Origin of the sequence: Thermodesulfatator atlanticus DSM 21156 (genome assembly GCF_000421585.1) — a bacterium.
GTDB lineage: Bacteria > Desulfobacterota > Thermodesulfobacteria > Thermodesulfobacteriales > Thermodesulfatatoraceae > Thermodesulfatator > Thermodesulfatator atlanticus.
Map to the genome: position 1 here is coordinate 12,715 of NZ_ATXH01000021.1, position 18,848 is coordinate 31,562.

The following is an 18,848-nucleotide window of genomic DNA, read 5'->3' on the forward strand; positions in this document are numbered from 1 at the left end:
TCCTCCGTTTAGTTAAATTTGAACTGGCCTTTCCCTAATACATCGTGCAAATGGATAATTCCTAAAACTTTTCCTTCCTCACTTACCACGGGAAGCACGGTGATGAGTTTTTTTTCCATCAGGTACAGGGCATCAGCAGCAAGGGCCTCTGGATATATCGTTTTAGGACTGGAAGTCATAACTTCTTTTACTGGCAAGTCGCGAAAGTCGCCAAATTTTAAAAGCGCGCGTCGCAAGTCACCGTCTGTCACAATCCCACAAAGTTTTTGGCCATCTTCCACCACCAGGGCACAGCCCAAACGTTTTTCCGTAATAACCTTGAGCACCTGAGACATTTTCTCGTCCGGGGCAACAAGGGGAAGAGCTTCTCCGCTTAGCATTATTTGGGAAACAGCAACTTTCAAGCGTTCTCCAAGAGAACCTCCAGGGTGATTTTGGCGGAAGTCTTCCAGGCGAATGTTGCGCAGTTTAGCAAGGGTCATGGCCATGGCATCCCCCATAACAAGGGTAGCGGTGGTACTTGAGGTTGGCGCTACCCCAAGGGGGCAGGCCTCACGTGGTACGCCGATGTCAACAACGACATCTGCCTCTTTAGCAAGGGTAGAAGAGGGATTTCCCGTAAAAGCTATGATTTTGACCCCGCGGCGTTTAAGGGTGGGCAAAAGCTTATTCACTTCTTCGGTTTCCCCTGAATTGGAAATAGCCAAAAGTATGTCTTCGCCCACCACCATACCTAAATCGCCATGTAGCGCTTCAGCAGGGTGTAGAAAGAAAGAAGGCGTGCCTGTGGAAGAAAGGGTTGCTACGATTTTTCGGCCGATGAGTCCGCTTTTGCCAATGCCTGTTACAACAACCCGACCTTTAGCATCTAAAATAATTTCTACGGCACGTACAAAATTTTCGTCTAGTTTTTCCAGGACATGTTGAAGGCCTTCTATTTCTGTGGCAAAAACATCTCTTGCAGTCTGAATTATGATTTCTTGATTCATAGCTGTTAAACTACTAAAAATCAGGGATGTAAGCCACCTTTTGGAAAGGAATTTTAAGATGCACGAAAAAACTTTAAAATATCTTCACGAAAAAGAAAAGCAGAACTTTTCCCGCCTGCTTGAAGACCTGCCCCAAGAAAAAAAAGAACAATATCTAAAGATTTTTGAATGCTTCATTGAAAGTGACGCCCATCTAACCGCTGAAGACCTAACTCAAAAACTCAAAGAAAAAGGCATTAATGTCCCTAAGGAAGAAGTAACAAAGGCTCTTGATTTTTTTTGTTGCACGGGCTTTGCTCAGCGCAAGGATTTTTTTGGGAAACCCACCTTATTTGAACATCGCCACCTAGGCGAACACCATGACCATCTGATTTGTACTAAATGCGGCAAAATCGAAGAATTTTTCTTGCCTTCTCTTGAAAAAATGCAAGAAGAAATAGCCCGAAAGTTCGGGTTCAAACCCCTTGACCACCGCATGGAAATATACGGTCTTTGCCGTAACTGCCAGGCCAAAAGAGCCAAACCCGCTTTACCACTAATTCTCGTGTCCCCTGGAGAAAAAGTACGTGTAGAACGTTTTAGCGGGGGATCAAAGGCTAAAGGACGCTTAGCCTCTATGGGGCTTATGGTAGGAGACGTTTTGGAAATTATTAACAATTGTGGCCCGGTTATTGTGTCTGTCAGGGGGACACGGCTCGCCATTGGTCAGGGCCTTGCCCAAAAAATCTTTGTAACCCCTGTGGATTAACCAAATATCACTTGCCTTTCATATTCTTTTCAGCTAAAAGGTGAAAAAATTTAAAGGGGGACAACATGCGCCCGATTATTATGGGTATTTTTTTATCTTTTTTTATTGTTGCCCAGAGTTTTGCAGGAGGAGGAAAGGCCTACCCCCTAGGAGCCGAAGGTTTTTTAATAGGTGCAGCACCACCTCCTGGGCTTACCGTCCTTAACTATGCCTATTTTTATCATGCAAATGAAATGAAAGACGCTAATGGGGACTCGCTGGCTGTTTTTGACAAAGTATCCGTATGGGCTGAAGTCCTGAGATTTATATATTTCAGTGAGAAAAAAATCCTTGGTGGAAATTACGGCCAACACTTCTTTGTGCTATACGTACATACCGATCTTGATTTCGTGGCACCTGTAGGCCCCCAAAACAAAAAAAGCTACTCCGACGGCAATATCCCTTATCTTATCTACTCTCCCTTCCTACTCTCCTGGCACCTTAAACAGGGCAAACTCCATGTTGTGCTTGACGTAGCGGATCTGTACATTCCGCTTTCAAATGAAGAAAAAGACAACCTCGCAAGTGTGGGGCGTAATTTCTGGACCATTGAACCTGTGCTGGCAGTCACTTACATGCCCACTACCAGGCTCGCGGCTTCTTTAAAACTTATGTATGACTTTAATACCAAACAAGAAGACTATCCTACTCCCCAGGGGGTAAACATTGACCGCACCCCAGGTCAAGAGTTCCATTTTGACTGGTGCGTTTCTTACGCGGTGAAAGCAAATTTGCGCATAGGTGTAAGCGGTTATTACTATCGCCAAGTAAAAGATGACAAATTCGACCTTGAAGGCGTAAGCGGTCCACTAAAAGAAACCCTTCAGGCTGCCGCTGATGCCCAAAGCAGAGTCTGGGCTATAGGCCCTGGAGTTTGGTATCAAAAAGATAAACTTTTTATTTCATTGCGTTCGCAGTTTGAATTTGCTGCAAGGGAAATGACAGAAGGCTATAATATCTGGTTCAAATTAGGCTATATTTTTTAGGAGAAGGCTATGGACGAGTTCAAAATTGTTTTAAGTGAAAAGGAATTACCAGAAGCGTGGTACAACATCATTCCGCGGCTCCCTAAGCCTCCGGCCCCTCCACTTAACCCTAAGACCGGAGAACCTGTTAAGCCCGAAGAGCTAGAGCCCATTTTTCCCCGCTCACTCATTGAACAGGAGATGAGCCCAGAGCCCTGGATAGAAATTCCTGAGGCGGTCCGAGAGGTTTATAAGCTCTGGCGTCCGACTCCCCTTAGAAGGGCTCGCAAACTGGAAAAGGCCCTAGGAACCCCTGCGCGTATCTATTTCAAGGACGAAAGCGTAAGCCCTCCAGGTAGCCATAAACCAAACACTGCGGTAGCCCAGGCCTATTACAACAAAGAAGCTGGTATCAAAAGACTCGCCACGGAAACCGGCGCAGGCCAGTGGGGAAGCGCTCTTTCCTTTGCCTGCAAACTCTTTGGCCTTAAATGCACCGTCTATATGGTCAAGGTCTCTTATGAACAAAAACCATTCCGTAAAAGCCTCATGCATATTTGGGGTGCAGAAGTATTTCCTTCCCCCAGCGAGCGCACTAACTCTGGTCGCAAAATCTTAGAAGAAAACCCCGATTCCACCGGAAGTCTTGGTATTGCCATTTCTGAAGCAGTGGAAGACGCCGCTACTAACCAGGATACCAACTATGCCCTGGGAAGCGTGTTAAACCACGTGCTCTTGCACCAAACCATAATTGGCCTTGAAACCCAAAAACAATTGGCCCTGGTGGAAGAAAAACCAGACATCCTCATAGGCTGTGTTGGTGGGGGAAGTAACTTTGCAGGCTTTGCCTTTCCTTTTATTGGCGACATCATCGAAAAAAAGCTTGACGCTGAAGTCATTGCGGTTGAGCCATCAAGCTGCCCAACCCTTACCAAAGGTATCTACACTTACGATTTTGGCGATACAGCCGGGTTAACACCCCTTCTTCTCATGCACACCCTTGGGCATTCTTTTGAACCACCTGCTATCCATGCAGGCGGCCTTCGTTATCATGGTGACGCACCTCTTGTTTGCCAGTTGGTGAAAGACGGCTTTATCAAACCTCGTGCCTACCCCCAAAACCCTTGTTTTGAAGCCGCTATTCTTTTCGCCCAAACAGAAGGGATTATCCCTGCTCCTGAGACCAGCCATGCTATCCGCGCGGCCATTGACGAAGCCTTAAAATGCAAAGAAACCGGCGAAGAAAAAGTCATCGTTTTCAGCTTTAGCGGACACGGACATTTCGACTTAGCAGCCTATGACGCTTACCTTGAAGGGAAACTTGAAGACTACGAATACCCTGAAGAAAAAATCAAAGAAGCTCTAAAAGCCTTGGAACACTTCCCAAAATTCCCAACAGGGATATAAAAGGAAACGGGCAGGTGCCCGTTTCCTTAATCTTCCTTTCTGATACGTACCAGTTTTTGGGTTTTCCCGGTTTGTTCGTCTATTTCGAGATAAACTGCTTCTAACTTCTTTGGGCCTGTTTTGGGAACTTCGAGCTTTCGCGGAACCTGGGTAAGGAAAAGCTCAATGGCGTGGTCTTTGCGCATCCCTATCACTCCATCACGAATGCCCGTCATGCCTACGTCGGTAAGATAAGCGGTGCCTTCTGGTAGAATTCTTTCGTCTCCGGTCTGAACGTGGGTATGGGTTCCGATAACAGCAGATACTTTGCCATCAAGATACCATCCAAGGGCCAATTTTTCCGAGGTAGCTTCGGCGTGAAAATCAACCAAAATACAGGGGGTTTCTTCTTTGAGTTTTTCTGCCAGGGCTAGGCCGATACGAAAGGGACAATCAAGGGAACGCATAAAAACACGGCCTTCAAGATTGATAACCCCGAGTTTTTTGTCGTTTTTGTGAAGAACCGCATAGCCCTTCCCTACGGCCCCTGCAGGATAATTGGCAGGCCTGAGGACTTTTTCGGCCTTGGCCAGATAAGGCAAAAATTCCCTGCGCCAAATGTGGTTCCCAGAGGTGAGGAGATCGAATCCTGCCGCTAATAATTCCTGGGCGATAGCTTCGGTCAATCCGTAGCCACCTGCCGCATTTTCAGCGTTACCAATTACAAAGTGGGGGGCATAATCTGAAATCAAACCGGGGAGAAATTTGTTAAGAGCCTTTCTCCCCGGCCGGCCTACAATATCCCCTACAAAAAGCACCTTAACGGGCATATTCCACCGCCCTTGTCTCTCGGATCACGGTAACCTTTATCAAACCAGGATAGGTAAGTTCTTTTTCTATTTTTTTGGCTATATCCCGGGAAAGATGCACTGCTTCTGCATCGGTTATTTTGTTGCTATCCACAATGACTCTGATTTCACGCCCAGCCTGAATAGCGTAAGCCTTCTGGACCCCTGGAAAAGAAGTAGCAACCCGCTCAAGGGTTTCAAGGCGCTTGATGTAAGACTCAAGGAGTTCTTTTCGTGCACCAGGCCGGGCCCCAGAAACCGCGTCGGCCGCCTGAACCAAAATTGCTAAAACTGACTCAGGGGGTACGTCTTCATGGTGTGCAGCAATGGCGTTTACTATTTCTTCGTCTTCGCCGTATTTTTTGGCAAGCTCTGCCCCGATTAAGGCGTGAGGACCTTCCATTTCCTGGTCAACCGCCTTGCCTATGTCGTGAAGTAACCCAGCACGCTTGGCTTTTTTAACATCAAGGCCAAGTTCCCCTGCCATTACCCCGCAAATGTATGCCACTTCGATGGAATGCTGAAGTACGTTTTGGGAATAGCTTGTACGATATTTCAGTTTGCCAAGTAAGCGCAAAAGCTCAGAAGGCAAACCATAAACCCCCACGTCAAAGGCCGCTCTTTCGCCAATCTCTTTGATAGTAACGTCTAATTCTTCTTCGACCTTTTTGACTACTTCTTCAATGCGGGCTGGATGTATGCGTCCATCAGAAATCAGACGTTCGAGGGCTATACGGGCCACCTCTCGCCTAAGCGGGTTAAACCCCGAAAGAACAACTACCTCAGGGGTATCGTCGATTATTAAGTCAACTCCGGTAGCAGCCTCAAGGGCCCGGATGTTTCGACCCTCCCGTCCGATGATGCGTCCTTTCATGTCCTCGCTCGGAAGGGGAACCACCGAAACGGCTTTTTCAGTGACAATCTCGGTGGCACAACGTGAAATTGCCAGCGCCAAGATCTCACGCGCACGACGATTAGCTTCTTCGCGCGCTTCGGTCTCAATGCGCATGAGCATACGCGCTGTTTCTTCTTTGGCTTCTTCTTCTGCTTTCTTAAGGACAATTTCGCGAGCCTCTTCGTGGGTAAGTTGGGCGATTTTTTCTAACTCTTTGCGCTGGGACTCAACCAGAGTTCGGTACTCTTGCTCCTGCTTGGTCAGCAATTCTTCTTTCTCCCGCAGCTTAAGTTCCTTACGCCCGAGTTCTTCTTCTCGTTTTTCAAGCTGCTGGCTGCGGCGCTCAAGATTGGCTTCTCTTTCAGCTAAACGACTTTCTTGTTCGCGGAGTCTTTTTTCTTGTTCGTCTAATTTACGGTGTCTTTCTTCGAACTCTTTTTCTATTTTTTCTTTGTGACGAAGAGCCTCTTCCCGAGCTTCAAGCTTAACTTCCTGGCGCAGGCGTTCAGCCTCTGTCCTGGCTCTTTCTAAAATTTCTTGGGCCTTTTGCTCAACACCTGCAAGCTTTTCTTGGTCTTTCTTTTCTTTGAGTTTTATTCCCAGGGGAATGCCCACGGCAAGCCCTGCGGCTAGGGCAATCACCACTAACAAAACTTCCATACTTCTTCCCTCCTTTGGTGATTACCCCGCAAGGGAAAGGCGGACAGGTGAAAGAAGCTTTGGTTCTTAAGAAATATCAGCTATTCCACGCAATTTCACGGTAATAGCAATTTCATAAAATATTTTATAGGCGTAAAGCCTTTATACCCTTCACCGACCGCCCAGCGGTCTTACCCTCACGGGGTTAATAAAACCCCGGGGTGCCGTGTTAACCGGCCCGCACGAGACCCTTCACTATTAAGTGGGTGGCTCATCCTTCCTTGCGGTTTCTCCGCCAAGTGCGGAGCATACCTCCAGAAGGAGAGGAGCCTCCCCCTGGTCTCGCTGTTGGCTCGGCGGGCTAAATGGTTAATCACGCGCACCCCAGGAACTCTTTTTAATGTATTCGTCTAATTCAGAGGCCTTCTTAAGTAAGGCCTCCCTTAAGTCCTCGTGTTCTTTTTTTATTTTTACATATTCTGACGAAATTTGTAAGAGCAGAAGTACCGCAACTTTAAGCGGTGGTAAAAGCTTATATTTTTTGCGAATTTCGCTTTCTTTAGTAGCCAATATCTCCCTTATCTCCTGAACCATCTCTTCAGGAAGATCTGTTTTAAAGGCAAATGTTTGGTCTAAAAGTTGAAACTCAACGATGCGTTCCAAAACTTCCTCTAATCCATTGATAATTGTTCAATTTTGCTTAATATTTCCTGAACTTTGTTTTTGACCAGCTGTTTTTCTTCCTGCAATCTGGAAAGCTCTGCTTTAAGGGATTCTATTTCGCTTTCTTTTTGAGACAAGGTCTCTAATAAAGAGGCCTTTTCCTGGCTCAGGCGCTGAATATATCCTAAAAGGGTTTCGATTTTTTCCTCTAATAAGGCAATCTCCTGCACACTCATAAAGCCCTCCTTATATGCTAGCGATAAAGACCGTTGCTTAAAGTTGTTCCCGAAGATACCCTTGCTCCTGGCAACACTTTAACGTCTTTTAAGTCACAATGGCTCTCGATAACGGCTTCTTGCCCAATCTCAGTAGCCCCGCGCAGGCTTACAAAGGGAAAAATTACCACTCCTGGCGCAATTTGCACCTTTTTCTCCAGATACACATGCTCAGGAGAGACAAAAGTTACCCCTGCAGCCATAAAACGCTCACGCAAACGCCGCTGAAAAATCTTTTCAGCCAAAGCTAGCTCAAACTGGCTATTTATACCTAAAATTTCCTCATTGCTCTTGGCTTTCAAAGCAGCTACAGGCAAGGCTTTTTGGCGGGCAATCTTGATTACATCCGTCAGGTAATACTCGCGTTGTACGTTATCTGGACGAATCTCTTTTAAGGCGTCAAAAAGAAATTTAGCTCGAAACACATAAGTACCCGAATTTATCTCTTTGATGCGTTTTTGTGTTGGATCAGCATCTTTTTCCTCGACGATTTCTGATACCAGGCCGCTAGAATCTCGGATAATTCGCCCGTATCCAAAAGGATTTTCAAGCTCAGCTGTCAAAATCGTAGCAACCGCCTGCTTTTCACGATGAAAAGAACAAAGTTCTTTTAAGGTATCCACTCGAAGTAAGGGAGTATCTCCACAGAGTACTAAAACATCCCCGTTAAAATCTTTCAAAGATTCCTCAGCAAGCAACACTGCATGGCCTGTACCAAGTTGTTCTCTTTGTTCCACATGCTTAACCGCATACGGCTTTATGACCTCTAACACCCTTTCTTTTTTAAATCCTACAACAACCAAAACATGCTGAGGATTAAGGGCTAAAACCGTATCCAGCACGTGAAGGATAAGTGGCTCTCCCCCCAAAATATGCAAAACCTTTGGTAAAGGAGATTTCATCCGGGTTCCTTTACCAGCAGCCAAAATAACCACAGCAAGGGACATAAAGCAGAGACCTCCTAAGGGGATTATGAATAAATTTAAACTTTAAACCACAAAAGGCGGGATAAAAAATAAAAAAGGGGGCTTAGCGCCCCCTTTTTAGCAAGTTATCTACTGGGCACGTTGTCTAACTTTTTCAGCAACTCTTAAGCGGACCAACGCACGTGCCAAAGCAGCCTGGGCCCTGGCAATGTCGATCTTTTCGGCCTTGGCTGCTGCTTCCTGTAAGCGTTTCTCAGCGCGCTCTTTTGCCTTCAAGGCGCGCTCTACGTCTATTTCCTCAGCCCTTTCAGCTGCTTCGCATAAAAAGGTGATCTTATTATGGCTAACCTCGCAAAATCCTTCACTAACCGCTAAGAATTCTTCCTTATCTCCCACACGATAACGCAATTCGCCAATTTTTATAGCAGCTACCATGGGTGCGTGGTGAGCCATAACACCGAACTCACCTGCCACACCAGGCGCTGTAACAATATCAACTTCCTCACTCACTACCATACGGCTAGGTGTTACAATTTCGAGTAGGATGCGAGCCATTATTAACCTCCAGCAGCCATTTGCTGGGCTTTTTCAACAGCCTCTTCGATGGTACCGACCATATAGAATGCCTGTTCAGGTAAGTCGTCATGCTTACCTTCAAGAATTTCTTTAAAGCCGCGAATAGTGTCTTCTAGTTTGACGTAACGACCAGGAGTACCGGTGAACTGTTCCGCAACGTGGAATGGCTGTGACAAGAAACGCTGAATCTTACGAGCACGAGCGACGATAATCTTGTCCTCCTCAGAGAGCTCGTCCATACCAAGAATGGCAATAATATCTTGAAGGTCTTTATAACGCTGCAAGACCTGCTGTACCTGACGAGCAACTTGATAGTGTTCTTCACCCAAAACATTCGGGTCAAGAATACGAGACTGAGAGTCAAGCGGGTCAACCGCAGGATAGATACCGAGCTCTGCAATCTGACGGGAAAGAACCACGGTACCGTCAAGGTGCGCAAAGGTGGTCGCGGGAGCAGGGTCGGTCAAGTCGTCAGCAGGCACGTAAACGCACTGAACAGAAGTAATAGAACCTTTGGTGGTAGATGTGATACGCTCTTGAAGCGCACCAAGGTCTGTAGCAAGAGTCGGCTGATAACCAACGGCCGAAGGAATACGACCAAGAAGCGCCGACACCTCAGAACCGGCCTGGGTAAAACGGAAAATGTTATCTACGAAGAAAAGCACGTCCTGACCTTCTTCGTCACGGAAATATTCAGCTACGGTAACACCGGTCAAGGCGACTCGAGCACGAGCTCCAGGAGGCTCGTTCATCTGGCCATAAACCAGCGCGGCTTTATCGATAACACCAGATTCCTTCATTTCAAGGTAAAGGTCGTTTCCTTCACGAGTACGCTCACCAACACCACAGAACACGGAAATACCACCATGTTGCATAGCGATGTTGTGAATCATCTCCATCATAACAACGGTCTTGCCTACGCCAGCGCCACCGAAGGTGCCCATCTTACCACCACGAGGGAATGGAACGAGAAGGTCAAGAACCTTAATACCTGTTTCGAGAACCTTAATGGTGACGTCTTGTTCGGTAAAAGCCGGAGCCGGACGGTGAATGGGCAAGGTCTTATCAGAGGGTATTGGACCAGCTTCGTCCACCGGGTCACCTACTACGTTCATAATACGGCCCAAAACCGCATTGCCCACAGGAACAGAAATTGGAGCTCCGGTAGCCCAAACTTCCTGACCGCGGGCCAGACCGTCGGTGTTGTCCATAGCAATCGTACGCACAACGTTATCACCAAGGTGCTGTGCCACCTCAAGAACCAGGTTCCACTCACGATCGTCAATGGCAGGGTTCGTTACACGCAAGGCCTCAAGAATCGCCGGAACCTTTCCAGGAGGGAACTCAACGTCCACAACCGGACCCATTACTTGTACAATTTTTCCCATTACTTTTTCTTCGGCCATATCGCCTCTTCCTCCTTGGCTAAACTTTACTTGCTAAATTATCCTTTAAGGGCTTCAGCACCGCCCACTATATCCATAAGTTCTTTAGTAATAGCTGCCTGACGCGTTTTGTTAAATAAAAGCGTAAGGCTGTGAACCATATCACCGCAGGCACGGTTAGCATTGTCCATTGCGGTCATACGGGCAGCCTGCTCGCTAACAGCTGTTTCTAACATAGCCGCAAAAACCTGGGTGTTAATGTAAAGAGGCAAAATCTGAGCAAAAAGCTCCTCAGGCTCAGGTTCGTAAATATAAGAGCCAGAAATCTTTGGTTCAGTTGTTTCCTCTGCGGCCTCTTCCTTTTCTACCGCAATGGGTAAGAGTTTGTCTATTTTGGGAATTTGCCTTACCACGTTTATAAAATACCCATAAATGATATGGGTTTCGTCCACTTCTTTGTCTAAAAACGCGCGCATAGCCTCACGAGCAATAGCACGCGCATTAAACATCTCCACCCGACTCATAACATCTTCATAAGACTCACGAATAAGGCCACTTTTACGATAAAACTGAGCGCCTTTACGCCCAACACAAATCAAAGAAACTTCGCGTCCTTTGGCCTTTTGTTCCCTAATAAAACGCTCACAGGCGTTTATGAGGTTAGCGTTAAAAGCACCACAGAGCCCTCTATCAGCAGTAACAAGTATAATTTCAACTTTTTTGACTTCCCGTGGCTGCATTAATTCAAATTGAGCAGGATTGACCGCACCAGAAGCTGCTAATTCGGTAACTACTTCTCTAAATTTGGTAGCATACGGCCGAAACTGTTCTACCCTTTCCTGGGCTCCACGCAACTTAGCCGCCGCCACCATGTTCATGGCCCTGGTAATCTGGCCAATCTTCTTAACCGCTTCTATTTTTCTTTTAATATCCCTTAGGTTAGGCATTTTTCCTCACCTTCCAGATTCTTTACGGTACAGGTACAGTTTCAACGTTGTGTCTGGTCTTAAATTCTTCGTTAAACTCCTTGAAAGCAGCTTTCATTTTCTCTTCTAGTTCAGGACTAATTTCTTTCTTTTCGCGAATTTCGGTATAAATCTCAGGATAACGAGATTCTATAAATTCATAGAGTTCTTTTTCATAAGTTTCTAAAACATCAAGGGGCATTTCATCAAGGAAGCCACGAGTACCAGCAAAAAGGATACAGACCTGCTTTTCTACTGGCAGAGGCTGATACTGAGGCTGTTTGAGGATTTCAGTAAGACGCGCACCACGATGCAAGACTCTCTGAGTAGCACGGTCAAGTTCGGAACCAAACTGAGCGAAGGCTGCCAGCTCACGATACTGGGCAAGCTCAAGACGGAGCCTACCAGCAACCTGCTTCATAGCCTTGATTTGCGCTGCACCACCAACGCGTGAAACCGAAAGACCTACGTTAATAGCCGGACGAATGCCTGCAAAAAAGAGGCTCGGTTCAAGATAAACCTGGCCATCGGTAATCGAAATAACGTTGGTGGGGATATACGCCGAAACGTCACCCTGGAGGGTTTCGATAATGGGCAACGCTGTGAGTGAACCAGCTCCGTGTTCTTCGTTTAGTTTAGCAGCACGCTCAAGCAAACGAGAGTGGTTATAGAAAATGTCACCAGGATAAGCCTCACGTCCAGGAGGACGACGGAGAAGCAAAGACACTTCACGGTAGGCATTTGCCTGTTTGGAAAGGTCGTCATAAACGATAAGAGCGTGACGACCAGAGTCACGGAAATATTCCCCCATAGCACAACCAGCATAGGGAGCGATATATTGCAAAGTGGCAGGGTCAGAGGCACAAGCCGCTACCACAGTGGTATACTCCATGGCTCCGTAACGCCTTAAAACTTCCACGGTCTGGGCCACCGAAGCTTTCTTGAGACCTGCAGCAACGTAAATACAATACACATCACTATCGCGCTGATTGATAATGGCGTCGATACCAATGGCAGTTTTACCAGTCTGACGGTCACCAATGATGAGCTCACGCTGACCACGACCAATAGGAGTCATCGCGTCAATGGCCTTAAGACCGGTGTACATGGGCTCGTGCACCGGCTTACGGGCAATGATACCAGGGGCTTTAACTTCGATACGACGAAATTCCTTAGATTGAATAGGACCCTTACCATCGAGAGGACGACCAAGAGGATCTACTACACGGCCAAGCACTGCCTCGCCTACCGGAACTTCTGCGATACGACCGGTACGCTTGGCAATGTCGCCCTCTTTAATCTTGGTGGCGTCACCCATGATCGGGACACCAACGTTGTCAAACTCTAGGTTGAGCGCGATGCCCATTTCGCCACCAGGAAACTCTATCAACTCCATAGCCTGACAATTACGCAACCCGTAAACACGAGCAATACCGTCACCGATGGAGATCACAACCCCCATCTCATCAAGGTCTACCTTCTTTTCATACTCCTCAATGCGCTTTTTAATAAGATCACTGATTTCTTCTACTCTTATCCCTTGCATGTTAGGACACCTCACCCCTTATAATGGATTCTTTAAATTTCTCTAACTGGGCCCGAACTGTTCCGTCGAGCACCAGGTCACCTACCTGCACTCTGACACCGCCAAGAATTGACGGATCTTTAACTACATTCAAGACCACCTGTCGGCCAATCTTTTTAGAAAGGGCTTCCGCAAGAGCCTTTTGTAGCTCTTCATCTAAATCCGTGGCCACCTTGACTTCGGCCCTTGCAATACCCATCTCCTCATCAAGGAGTTGCTGATAGGTTTTGGTTATATCCTGAATAAAATGGATACGCCTTTTTTCAACCAGGAGCCGCAAAAACTTGGCCACAGCTTCTTCTACCTGGAGCCCCTTAATTATTTCGTCTATTATTTCGAGCTTTAAATCTGGTGGATAAATGGGGCTCTCAAGGGCCTCAAGAATCTCGGGCTGAGAAGCCAAAAACTGTGAGACCCGTTGAAGCTCTTCACCAAACTCCTTGGTCTTGCCAAGATCCTTGGCCGCCGCAAAAAGACCCCTCGCATACTTTAAGGCTACTATTGTCCTAAGCACTAGTGCACCACCCTTTCTATGAATTCTTTAACTAAACGCTTGTGATCTTCAGGAGTAATTTTTTCTTTAATGATTTGCTCCGCCATCTTCACTGAAAGTTCAGCTACTTCTTTCCTCAATTCCTCACGAGCCTTCTCTAATTCCTGCTGTACATAAAACTCAGCCTGCTGCTTGATACGTTCAGCGGTAGCAAGGGCTTCTTGGATAATGCGCTCTTTTTCCTTCTCACCCTGTTCAATAAAAGCTTCCATAATCTTTTTGGCTTCTTCTTCTAAGGTAGCAAGCTTGGCTTCATATTCTTTATACTTGCGCTCTGCCTCGGCCCTTTTCTCGGTAAGCTCGCTATACTCCCCTTCAATACGTTCCCGACGAGAACGAAAGATATTGACAATGGGTTCCCGGCCAAACTTGACCAGGATGATGACCAAGGCGATGAAGTTAACCGTCCACCATAAAAGGTCCTGAAGCTGACGCTTAGTTACGTGCGGCTTAACCTCATGCGAAGCTCCATGGCCCATGGCCTCTTGGGCACCAGCTGCATGCTCCGCAGCCATTTCATGGCCAGCAGTAGCCGGAGTTGCATGTTCCTCAACAGCAAAGGAAGGGACAACCAACCATACCAACAAAAAGAATATAGGCAAGAGACGACGCATTATAAAGACCTCCCCAAAAGCTTCTGTGCAATAGATACCGCAAAAGTTTCAACCTGAGACTGCAAAGCCTGACGAACTTGCTGAAGTTGCTGGGCTAACTGGGACAAAGTTTTCTGTTTGAGCTCCTCGGCTTCTTTAGTAGCTGCTTCAAGGATTTTCTTTTCTTCTGCCTTTGCTGCCTGCTTGAGCTCTTCTCTTTTGCGGGAAGCCTCCATGCGGGCTTCCTGCAAACGCTGCTGATATTGCTGCAAAACCTCTTCTGCTCCTTTGGTAAAACGCTCTATGTCAGAACGAAGCCCATCGAATTTTTCTTTCCTTTCTTTAAAAATCTGCATTACGGGCTTTATGAAAATGACATTCAAAATGGCGGTCATGATTAGTGCTTCTACAATCTGAATGAAAAGCGTGATGTCGAACTTTAGCATCGAACAACCCCTTCAGCTTAATTTTTTAGAATTTCTGTTTCATGTTGGCGCTTTTACATCATTTCATTTTGGGTGTCAAACCCTTTTTATGGCTCAAAATAGGCGATTCTGAGCAAAAATCTTTTTTTTTGTGGCCAAAATTGCTTATCGAAACGAATAACGCTTACGAGAGACACTTAATACCAATCCAATAGCACTCATATTAGCCAAAACCGAGGAACCTCCGTAACTCAAAAAAGGAAGCGGGACACTGGCAATAGGCAATATATGAATAATTCCGCCAACATTGATAAGCATCTCCCAGAAAAACATAGCCGCCACTCCAAAACACAAATAACGCCCCAAGGGATCACGAACCTGACAAGCAATTTTTAAGATTTGAAAAATCAAAAGTGCAAAACAACAAACTATAAAAGTAGAGCCAATAAATCCCCATTCTTCTGCCCAGACTGCAAAGGCAAGGTCGGTGTGTTTTTCTGGCAGATAATTTAAGCGACTGGAAATCCCTTGCTTAAACCCCAGGCCAGTCCAGCCCCCAGAACCAACAGCGATCAAAGCTTGAAGCACCTGGTAGCCCCTGTCTAGGGCAAAGGCCTCGGGATTGATAAAGGCTTCCACGCGCGCGCGTTGATAGGGCTGCAACATTTTCCAAACATAAGGCCCAGCCAAAAAGGCAATAGCTAACGCTGCCGCCACCCCTAGCGCTAAAATCCGTTTAGGAATACCCGCAACCACCACAAACGAAGCGTAAAGCAAAAAAAGCATCATGCCTTGATCCAAGTCAGTGGCTGCCACCAACACACACAAAGGAAGGGCAAAAAGGGTTAACAGGCCAAAGGTCTTCCAGGAAAGAACTGAATCTTCATGCCTGTGCAAAATAAGGGAAGAAACAAAAATAAGGGCAAGTTTAGCGAATTCTGAAGGTTGAATACTAAAGCCAGGAAGACGCAGCCAACGGTCTCCTTTGATTACCAAGAAAACCAATAGCAACAGGAAAAACAAATAAAAAATAAAAACAAACCTTACAGAAAAAATTTTTTGATAATCAACAAAAGAAAGACCAAAAAGCAAAAAGCTCCCCATGGCATACCAAATAAGCTGCTTTTTAAAAAGGATTCCTCCAGAAGAGGCGCTAGCCTGATTTAGAATCCCCGCCCCCACAAGAAGTGCTGTTAATAAAACAAGAGACCAACAATAAGATTTGAAAAAACGTTTTATCATGAAGCTGGCCATTTCCCTTCGAAATAAAATTTCAAAAATTTTCCTGCTATAGGAGCCGCAGCACTTCCTCCATGACCTCCATGTTCCACAAAAACTACAATTACAATTTCGGGATTCTTGGCAGGCGCAAAGGCCATAAACCACGCGTGGTCTCTTCGTAAATAAGGCAATTTTTTACTATGAATTCGCTTTTTCATGCCTACTACTTGCGCGGTTCCGGTTTTTCCGCCGACTAAAATATTTTTAAGCTTGGCCGCTTTTCCCGTAGCCTCTTTTCCGTTAACAGCTGCCACCATAGCATCCTTCAAAAAATTAAGAGTATTTAAATGGGCTGGAAGCTTTCCTTCTTCGAGGGGCTTAAATTCTTTTACCACCTCGCCATACTGATCAAGTATCTGCGATACATACCAGGGACGATAAAGATGACCGTCATTAACCACGGCGGTCAAAAATTTGGCAAGTTGAAGCGGGGTAACGCTTAAGGCTCCCTGCCCTATGGCTACGTTTAAAGTTTCACCTTTTTGCCACGGAACACCTTGGCGTCTAAGCTTCCATTCTTTATCAGGAACAAGCCCCCGTTTTTCCCCAGGAAGCCCTATGCCCGTCAACTTCCCAAAACCACTTGCCCGGGCATATTTGGCAATTCTTTCTATACCTAACAATTCTCCAAGCTGATAAAAATAGGTATCACAAGAGACCTCAATGGCTTTTTTCATATCTACTTCGCCATGCCCCCAGGGGCGCCAACAACGAAAAATACGTCTGCCTAAACGGTAATACCCCGGACAAAAGATTTCCTTTTGAGGTGAAATAACTTTTTCTTCAAGACCTGCCATGGCAGTCAATATCTTAAAGGTTGAGCCTGGATGATAAGGAAGCAAAGCCTTATTAAGAAGGGGATGCATTACGTCTTCATTTATTTTTTTCCATTCCTCTATGGAAAACTTTTCGGTTTTATCTACAAATTTGCGGGGATTGATTCCCGGAGCGCTTACCAGTGAGAGGACTTTGCCGTCACGGGGATCAAAAACCACGATAGCCCCAGACTTCCCTTTCAGTAAATCGTAGGCTACTTCAAGGAAAACACTATCTACCGTAAGAATTAAACTCTTACCAATTTGAGGTGGTTCCTTGGCAACGATTTTTTTTACCCTACCCAAAGCGTCAACTTCTAAAAGCTCACGCCCCTTTTTCCCGCGCAATAAATCTTCGTATTGGGCTTCAACGCCAGTGCGACCGATAAAATCATCTGGCTCAAACCCTTTTGAAGAAAGCCTTCTCAGCTCCCTTGCGTTAATACGCGAGACGTATCCTATAAAATGGAAGGCTTTTTCTCCTAACGGATAAAAACGCTTGGGCTCTACACTTATTTCTATCCCCGGCATATAATAACGGCGGGCCTCTATGCGGGCCACAAGATCCCTATCAAGATCTGTCTTGAATAAAACTTTTTCCCCTGTAGCTTTCTTGCGCGCGATAAGATACTCTTGCTTAAGGGTGGGAAAATCTTCCCCCAAGATTTGCGCAAGGCGCTTTAATACTTTGTCTCCCTCAGGGCCTTTGACTAATTTCTTATCAATAAGAAGCGTGTAGGAAGGCACGTTTCCTGCCAAAAGAAGTCCCCTGCGGTCGTAAATGTTCCCACGGGGAGCCTTGATAGTGACAACCTTTAGGCTTCTCCTTTGAGCCACCTGGCGGTAATGTTCGCCTTTTATGATTTGGAGGAAAAAAAGTTTAAGTATGAGGAGGATTACGCAGAAGCCAGCAATGCAAACGATAACCCTTACCCGTTTCTTAAAAGGATCGCCTTCAGGATTTTGAATTGGTTGGTAATTCAAAAACATATCTCATAAAAGAAATCTGACAAAAACTCCAACAACATACACCCCAAATAAATGTGCCAATTAGATATTTTAATACATCCCATAAATATTTTTCAGGCAAGGGGACTTCAAAAAGAGCGGGGAAAATTAAAAGACGGGCCAGCACCCCAAAAGAAATGACAAAAATCAAAGAAAGAAAAGCAGGTAAAAAGCCCCTTAAAGCCAATTTGCGATAAAATTGTAAGAAAATTGCCAAAGAAATAAGATACGCAAAAACAGCCGGGCCAGGAATTGTGCTTGAAAAAGCATCTACCACTAGGCCAGTCAAAAAAACGCCACCCCAATAATAAATGGGCTTAAGGCGCCAGAAATAAAAACCCACCAAAACAGGCAAAAAAGGATCAAAGGGAAGTGGTTTCCACAAAAAAGCAAAAAATTCATAAAACCAAAATATGCCAGCAAGGGTAACGGCGTAAGTCAAAAGCTTCATTTTATTTTTACCCTTTGCAAAACGATAACTTCTTCGATTTTCTGCAAATTAACCGCAGGCTTAACCTCTATTGGCCGAAAAAGTCCCTTGCTTCTTCCTGGATATATGCGAACAACTTTGCCAAGCAACAAGCCTTTAGGAAAGAGGGCATCAAATCCTGAGGTTACTACTAAATCGTTTTCGCGCACGTCTGCCTCTGCAGCCACGTAATCAAGGATACATTTGTTTTTACCTGCCCCGCGCAAAAGCCCGCGCGCACGTGAACGTTGGACAAGGGCATCAACCGCAGAAGAAGGATCCGTAAGTAACAGGACTTTGGCATAATTTTTTTCCACAGATATTACCTGCCCCACGACGCCCGCCTCTCCAAACCGCGTTTTCCCGAGCACTGGCATCTCTGGAAGAATCCCCGCATCAAGGCCCTGATCAATAATAACTACTCCCTGCCAGGAACTAATAGGCCGTCCGATAACACGGGCTACCACCGGAGAAGAGGTTTCAAATTTTTTGAGGATCTTAGCAAGACCTTTTAGGCGCGCTAATTCAAGCTGAGACTCTTTGGCCTTGGCAAGCTCAGCCTCTAAAAAAGCTACCCGCTCACGTAGTTTTTCGTTTTCTTTTTCAACGCCAACAAGAAAAAGATATCTGTCTAAAATTTTTCTAAACCCAAGGCCACTTAAAGCTGCACTTTTGCTAATAGGGGCTGAGACTTTTAGGGCCAGGCGCTCACCATAAGACGAATTAATGCTGTCCTTTAGGCCCCCGAAAACTAAACAAAAACCTAACACAACAAAGGCTAAAAAAGCGGCACCGTATTTGATTTTAGTCTGCAAATTTT

19 protein-coding genes, 1 other RNA gene and 1 pseudogene are annotated in these 18,848 nt (G+C 45.9%); 3 read left to right on the top strand and 18 right to left on the bottom strand.

All coding sequences use genetic code 11. The annotated features are described in order from the left end of the window. Positions 1 to 8: 8 nt before the first annotated feature. On the bottom strand, positions 9 to 989 hold the full coding sequence (locus H528_RS0108700) for a KpsF/GutQ family sugar-phosphate isomerase (RefSeq protein ID WP_022853932.1): 981 nt from the start codon (positions 987 to 989) through the stop codon (positions 9 to 11). A gap of 58 nt (positions 990 to 1,047) precedes the next feature. Between H528_RS0108700 and H528_RS0108705 the strand changes: the two genes are divergently transcribed. From H528_RS0108705 to H528_RS13285, 3 genes are all read left to right on the top strand, one after another. Further along, positions 1,048 to 1,737: a transcriptional repressor gene (locus tag H528_RS0108705; protein WP_022853933.1), complete on the top strand. Its 690-nt coding sequence runs from the start codon at positions 1,048 to 1,050 to the stop codon at positions 1,735 to 1,737. 65 nt (positions 1,738 to 1,802) lie between these two features. Continuing rightward, positions 1,803 to 2,762, top strand: coding sequence for a SphA family protein (locus tag H528_RS0108710; protein WP_022853934.1), 960 nt, complete (start codon positions 1,803 to 1,805; stop codon positions 2,760 to 2,762). A 9-nt stretch (positions 2,763 to 2,771) separates the two neighbouring features. After that, a complete protein-coding gene (locus H528_RS13285) occupies positions 2,772 to 4,148 on the top strand; it encodes a TrpB-like pyridoxal phosphate-dependent enzyme (protein ID WP_022853935.1) in 1,377 nt (458 codons plus the stop codon). Positions 4,149 to 4,174: 26 nt separating this feature from the next. Here the strand turns inward: H528_RS13285 and H528_RS0108720 are convergent, their stop codons facing one another. The 17 genes and pseudogenes from H528_RS0108720 to mreC form a co-directional block, all read right to left on the bottom strand. Beyond that, positions 4,175 to 4,957 carry a TIGR00282 family metallophosphoesterase gene (locus H528_RS0108720; protein WP_022853936.1) on the bottom strand — a complete coding sequence of 261 codons (783 nt, stop codon included), beginning with the start codon at positions 4,955 to 4,957 and terminating at the stop codon, positions 4,175 to 4,177. Then, entirely contained in the window at positions 4,947 to 6,530 is a 1,584-nt protein-coding gene (rny, locus tag H528_RS0108725) for a ribonuclease Y (RefSeq protein ID WP_022853937.1), read from the bottom strand. Before rny ends, H528_RS0108720 begins: the two co-directional genes overlap by 11 nt. Before the next feature lie 188 nt (positions 6,531 to 6,718). Continuing rightward, a non-coding RNA gene (ssrS, locus tag H528_RS14330) (6S RNA) lies at positions 6,719 to 6,903 on the bottom strand. A 20-nt stretch (positions 6,904 to 6,923) separates the two neighbouring features. Continuing rightward, a pseudogene (locus H528_RS14900) lies at positions 6,924 to 7,172 on the bottom strand (cell division protein ZapA); the annotation flags it as partial. 8 nt (positions 7,173 to 7,180) lie between these two features. Further along, a complete protein-coding gene (gene zapB / locus H528_RS0108735; RefSeq protein ID WP_022853939.1) occupies positions 7,181 to 7,408 on the bottom strand; it encodes a cell division protein ZapB in 228 nt (75 codons plus the stop codon). A 17-nt stretch (positions 7,409 to 7,425) separates the two neighbouring features. Further along, positions 7,426 to 8,394: a bifunctional UDP-N-acetylglucosamine diphosphorylase/glucosamine-1-phosphate N-acetyltransferase GlmU gene (locus tag H528_RS13290; RefSeq protein WP_022853940.1), complete on the bottom strand. Its 969-nt coding sequence runs from the start codon at positions 8,392 to 8,394 to the stop codon at positions 7,426 to 7,428. 108 nt (positions 8,395 to 8,502) lie between these two features. After that, positions 8,503 to 8,928: a F0F1 ATP synthase subunit epsilon gene (locus H528_RS0108745; RefSeq protein WP_022853941.1), complete on the bottom strand. Its 426-nt coding sequence runs from the start codon at positions 8,926 to 8,928 to the stop codon at positions 8,503 to 8,505. 2 nt (positions 8,929 to 8,930) lie between these two features. After that, positions 8,931 to 10,355, bottom strand: a complete 1,425-nt coding sequence (gene atpD / locus H528_RS0108750; protein ID WP_022853942.1) for a F0F1 ATP synthase subunit beta — start codon at positions 10,353 to 10,355, stop codon at positions 8,931 to 8,933. Between the two features lie 38 nt (positions 10,356 to 10,393). Further along, positions 10,394 to 11,281: an ATP synthase F1 subunit gamma gene (gene atpG / locus H528_RS0108755; protein ID WP_022853943.1), complete on the bottom strand. Its 888-nt coding sequence runs from the start codon at positions 11,279 to 11,281 to the stop codon at positions 10,394 to 10,396. 22 nt (positions 11,282 to 11,303) lie between these two features. Beyond that, the gene (atpA, locus tag H528_RS0108760; protein ID WP_022853944.1) at positions 11,304 to 12,845 is read right to left on the bottom strand and encodes a F0F1 ATP synthase subunit alpha; all 1,542 of its coding nucleotides are present in this window, start codon (positions 12,843 to 12,845) and stop codon (positions 11,304 to 11,306) included. A gap of 1 nt (position 12,846) precedes the next feature. Continuing rightward, positions 12,847 to 13,398, bottom strand: coding sequence for an ATP synthase F1 subunit delta (gene atpH / locus H528_RS0108765; RefSeq protein WP_022853945.1), 552 nt, complete (start codon positions 13,396 to 13,398; stop codon positions 12,847 to 12,849). Beyond that, positions 13,398 to 14,051 carry a F0F1 ATP synthase subunit B gene (atpF, locus tag H528_RS0108770; protein WP_022853946.1) on the bottom strand — a complete coding sequence of 218 codons (654 nt, stop codon included), beginning with the start codon at positions 14,049 to 14,051 and terminating at the stop codon, positions 13,398 to 13,400. Before atpF ends, atpH begins: the two co-directional genes overlap by 1 nt. Beyond that, a complete protein-coding gene (locus H528_RS0108775; RefSeq protein ID WP_022853947.1) occupies positions 14,051 to 14,476 on the bottom strand; it encodes a F0F1 ATP synthase subunit B in 426 nt (141 codons plus the stop codon). The genes atpF and H528_RS0108775 overlap by 1 nt, the downstream gene beginning before the upstream one ends. Positions 14,477 to 14,620: 144 nt before the next feature. After that, entirely contained in the window at positions 14,621 to 15,709 is a 1,089-nt protein-coding gene (locus H528_RS0108780) for an FtsW/RodA/SpoVE family cell cycle protein (RefSeq protein WP_022853948.1), read from the bottom strand. After that, a complete protein-coding gene (mrdA, locus tag H528_RS13295; protein ID WP_169352790.1) occupies positions 15,694 to 17,535 on the bottom strand; it encodes a penicillin-binding protein 2 in 1,842 nt (613 codons plus the stop codon). Before mrdA ends, H528_RS0108780 begins: the two co-directional genes overlap by 16 nt. Then, a complete protein-coding gene (locus H528_RS0108790) occupies positions 17,507 to 18,010 on the bottom strand; it encodes a hypothetical protein (RefSeq protein ID WP_022853950.1) in 504 nt (167 codons plus the stop codon). Before H528_RS0108790 ends, mrdA begins: the two co-directional genes overlap by 29 nt. Continuing rightward, positions 18,007 to 18,843 (bottom strand): rod shape-determining protein MreC, encoded by an 837-nt coding sequence (gene mreC / locus H528_RS0108795; RefSeq protein WP_028845877.1) that lies wholly within the window; start codon positions 18,841 to 18,843, stop codon positions 18,007 to 18,009. The genes H528_RS0108790 and mreC overlap by 4 nt, the downstream gene beginning before the upstream one ends. Positions 18,844 to 18,848 lie beyond the last annotated feature (5 nt).

Coding starts and splice junctions, on each gene's coding strand:
- H528_RS0108700 (WP_022853932.1), bottom strand. CDS start 989: ATGAATCAAGAAATCATAATTCAGACTGCAAGAGATGTTTTTGCCACA.
- H528_RS0108705 (WP_022853933.1), top strand. CDS start 1,048: ATGCACGAAAAAACTTTAAAATATCTTCACGAAAAAGAAAAGCAGAAC.
- H528_RS0108710 (WP_022853934.1), top strand. CDS start 1,803: ATGCGCCCGATTATTATGGGTATTTTTTTATCTTTTTTTATTGTTGCC.
- H528_RS13285 (WP_022853935.1), top strand. CDS start 2,772: ATGGACGAGTTCAAAATTGTTTTAAGTGAAAAGGAATTACCAGAAGCG.
- H528_RS0108720 (WP_022853936.1), bottom strand. CDS start 4,957: ATGCCCGTTAAGGTGCTTTTTGTAGGGGATATTGTAGGCCGGCCGGGG.
- rny (WP_022853937.1), bottom strand. CDS start 6,530: ATGGAAGTTTTGTTAGTGGTGATTGCCCTAGCCGCAGGGCTTGCCGTG.
- zapB (WP_022853939.1), bottom strand. CDS start 7,408: ATGAGTGTGCAGGAGATTGCCTTATTAGAGGAAAAAATCGAAACCCTT.
- H528_RS13290 (WP_022853940.1), bottom strand. CDS start 8,394: ATGTCCCTTGCTGTGGTTATTTTGGCTGCTGGTAAAGGAACCCGGATG.
- H528_RS0108745 (WP_022853941.1), bottom strand. CDS start 8,928: ATGGCTCGCATCCTACTCGAAATTGTAACACCTAGCCGTATGGTAGTG.
- atpD (WP_022853942.1), bottom strand. CDS start 10,355: ATGGCCGAAGAAAAAGTAATGGGAAAAATTGTACAAGTAATGGGTCCG.
- atpG (WP_022853943.1), bottom strand. CDS start 11,281: ATGCCTAACCTAAGGGATATTAAAAGAAAAATAGAAGCGGTTAAGAAG.
- atpA (WP_022853944.1), bottom strand. CDS start 12,845: ATGCAAGGGATAAGAGTAGAAGAAATCAGTGATCTTATTAAAAAGCGC.
- atpF (WP_022853946.1), bottom strand. CDS start 14,051: ATGCGTCGTCTCTTGCCTATATTCTTTTTGTTGGTATGGTTGGTTGTC.
- H528_RS0108775 (WP_022853947.1), bottom strand. CDS start 14,476: ATGCTAAAGTTCGACATCACGCTTTTCATTCAGATTGTAGAAGCACTA.
- H528_RS0108780 (WP_022853948.1), bottom strand. CDS start 15,709: ATGGCCAGCTTCATGATAAAACGTTTTTTCAAATCTTATTGTTGGTCT.
- H528_RS0108790 (WP_022853950.1), bottom strand. CDS start 18,010: ATGAAGCTTTTGACTTACGCCGTTACCCTTGCTGGCATATTTTGGTTT.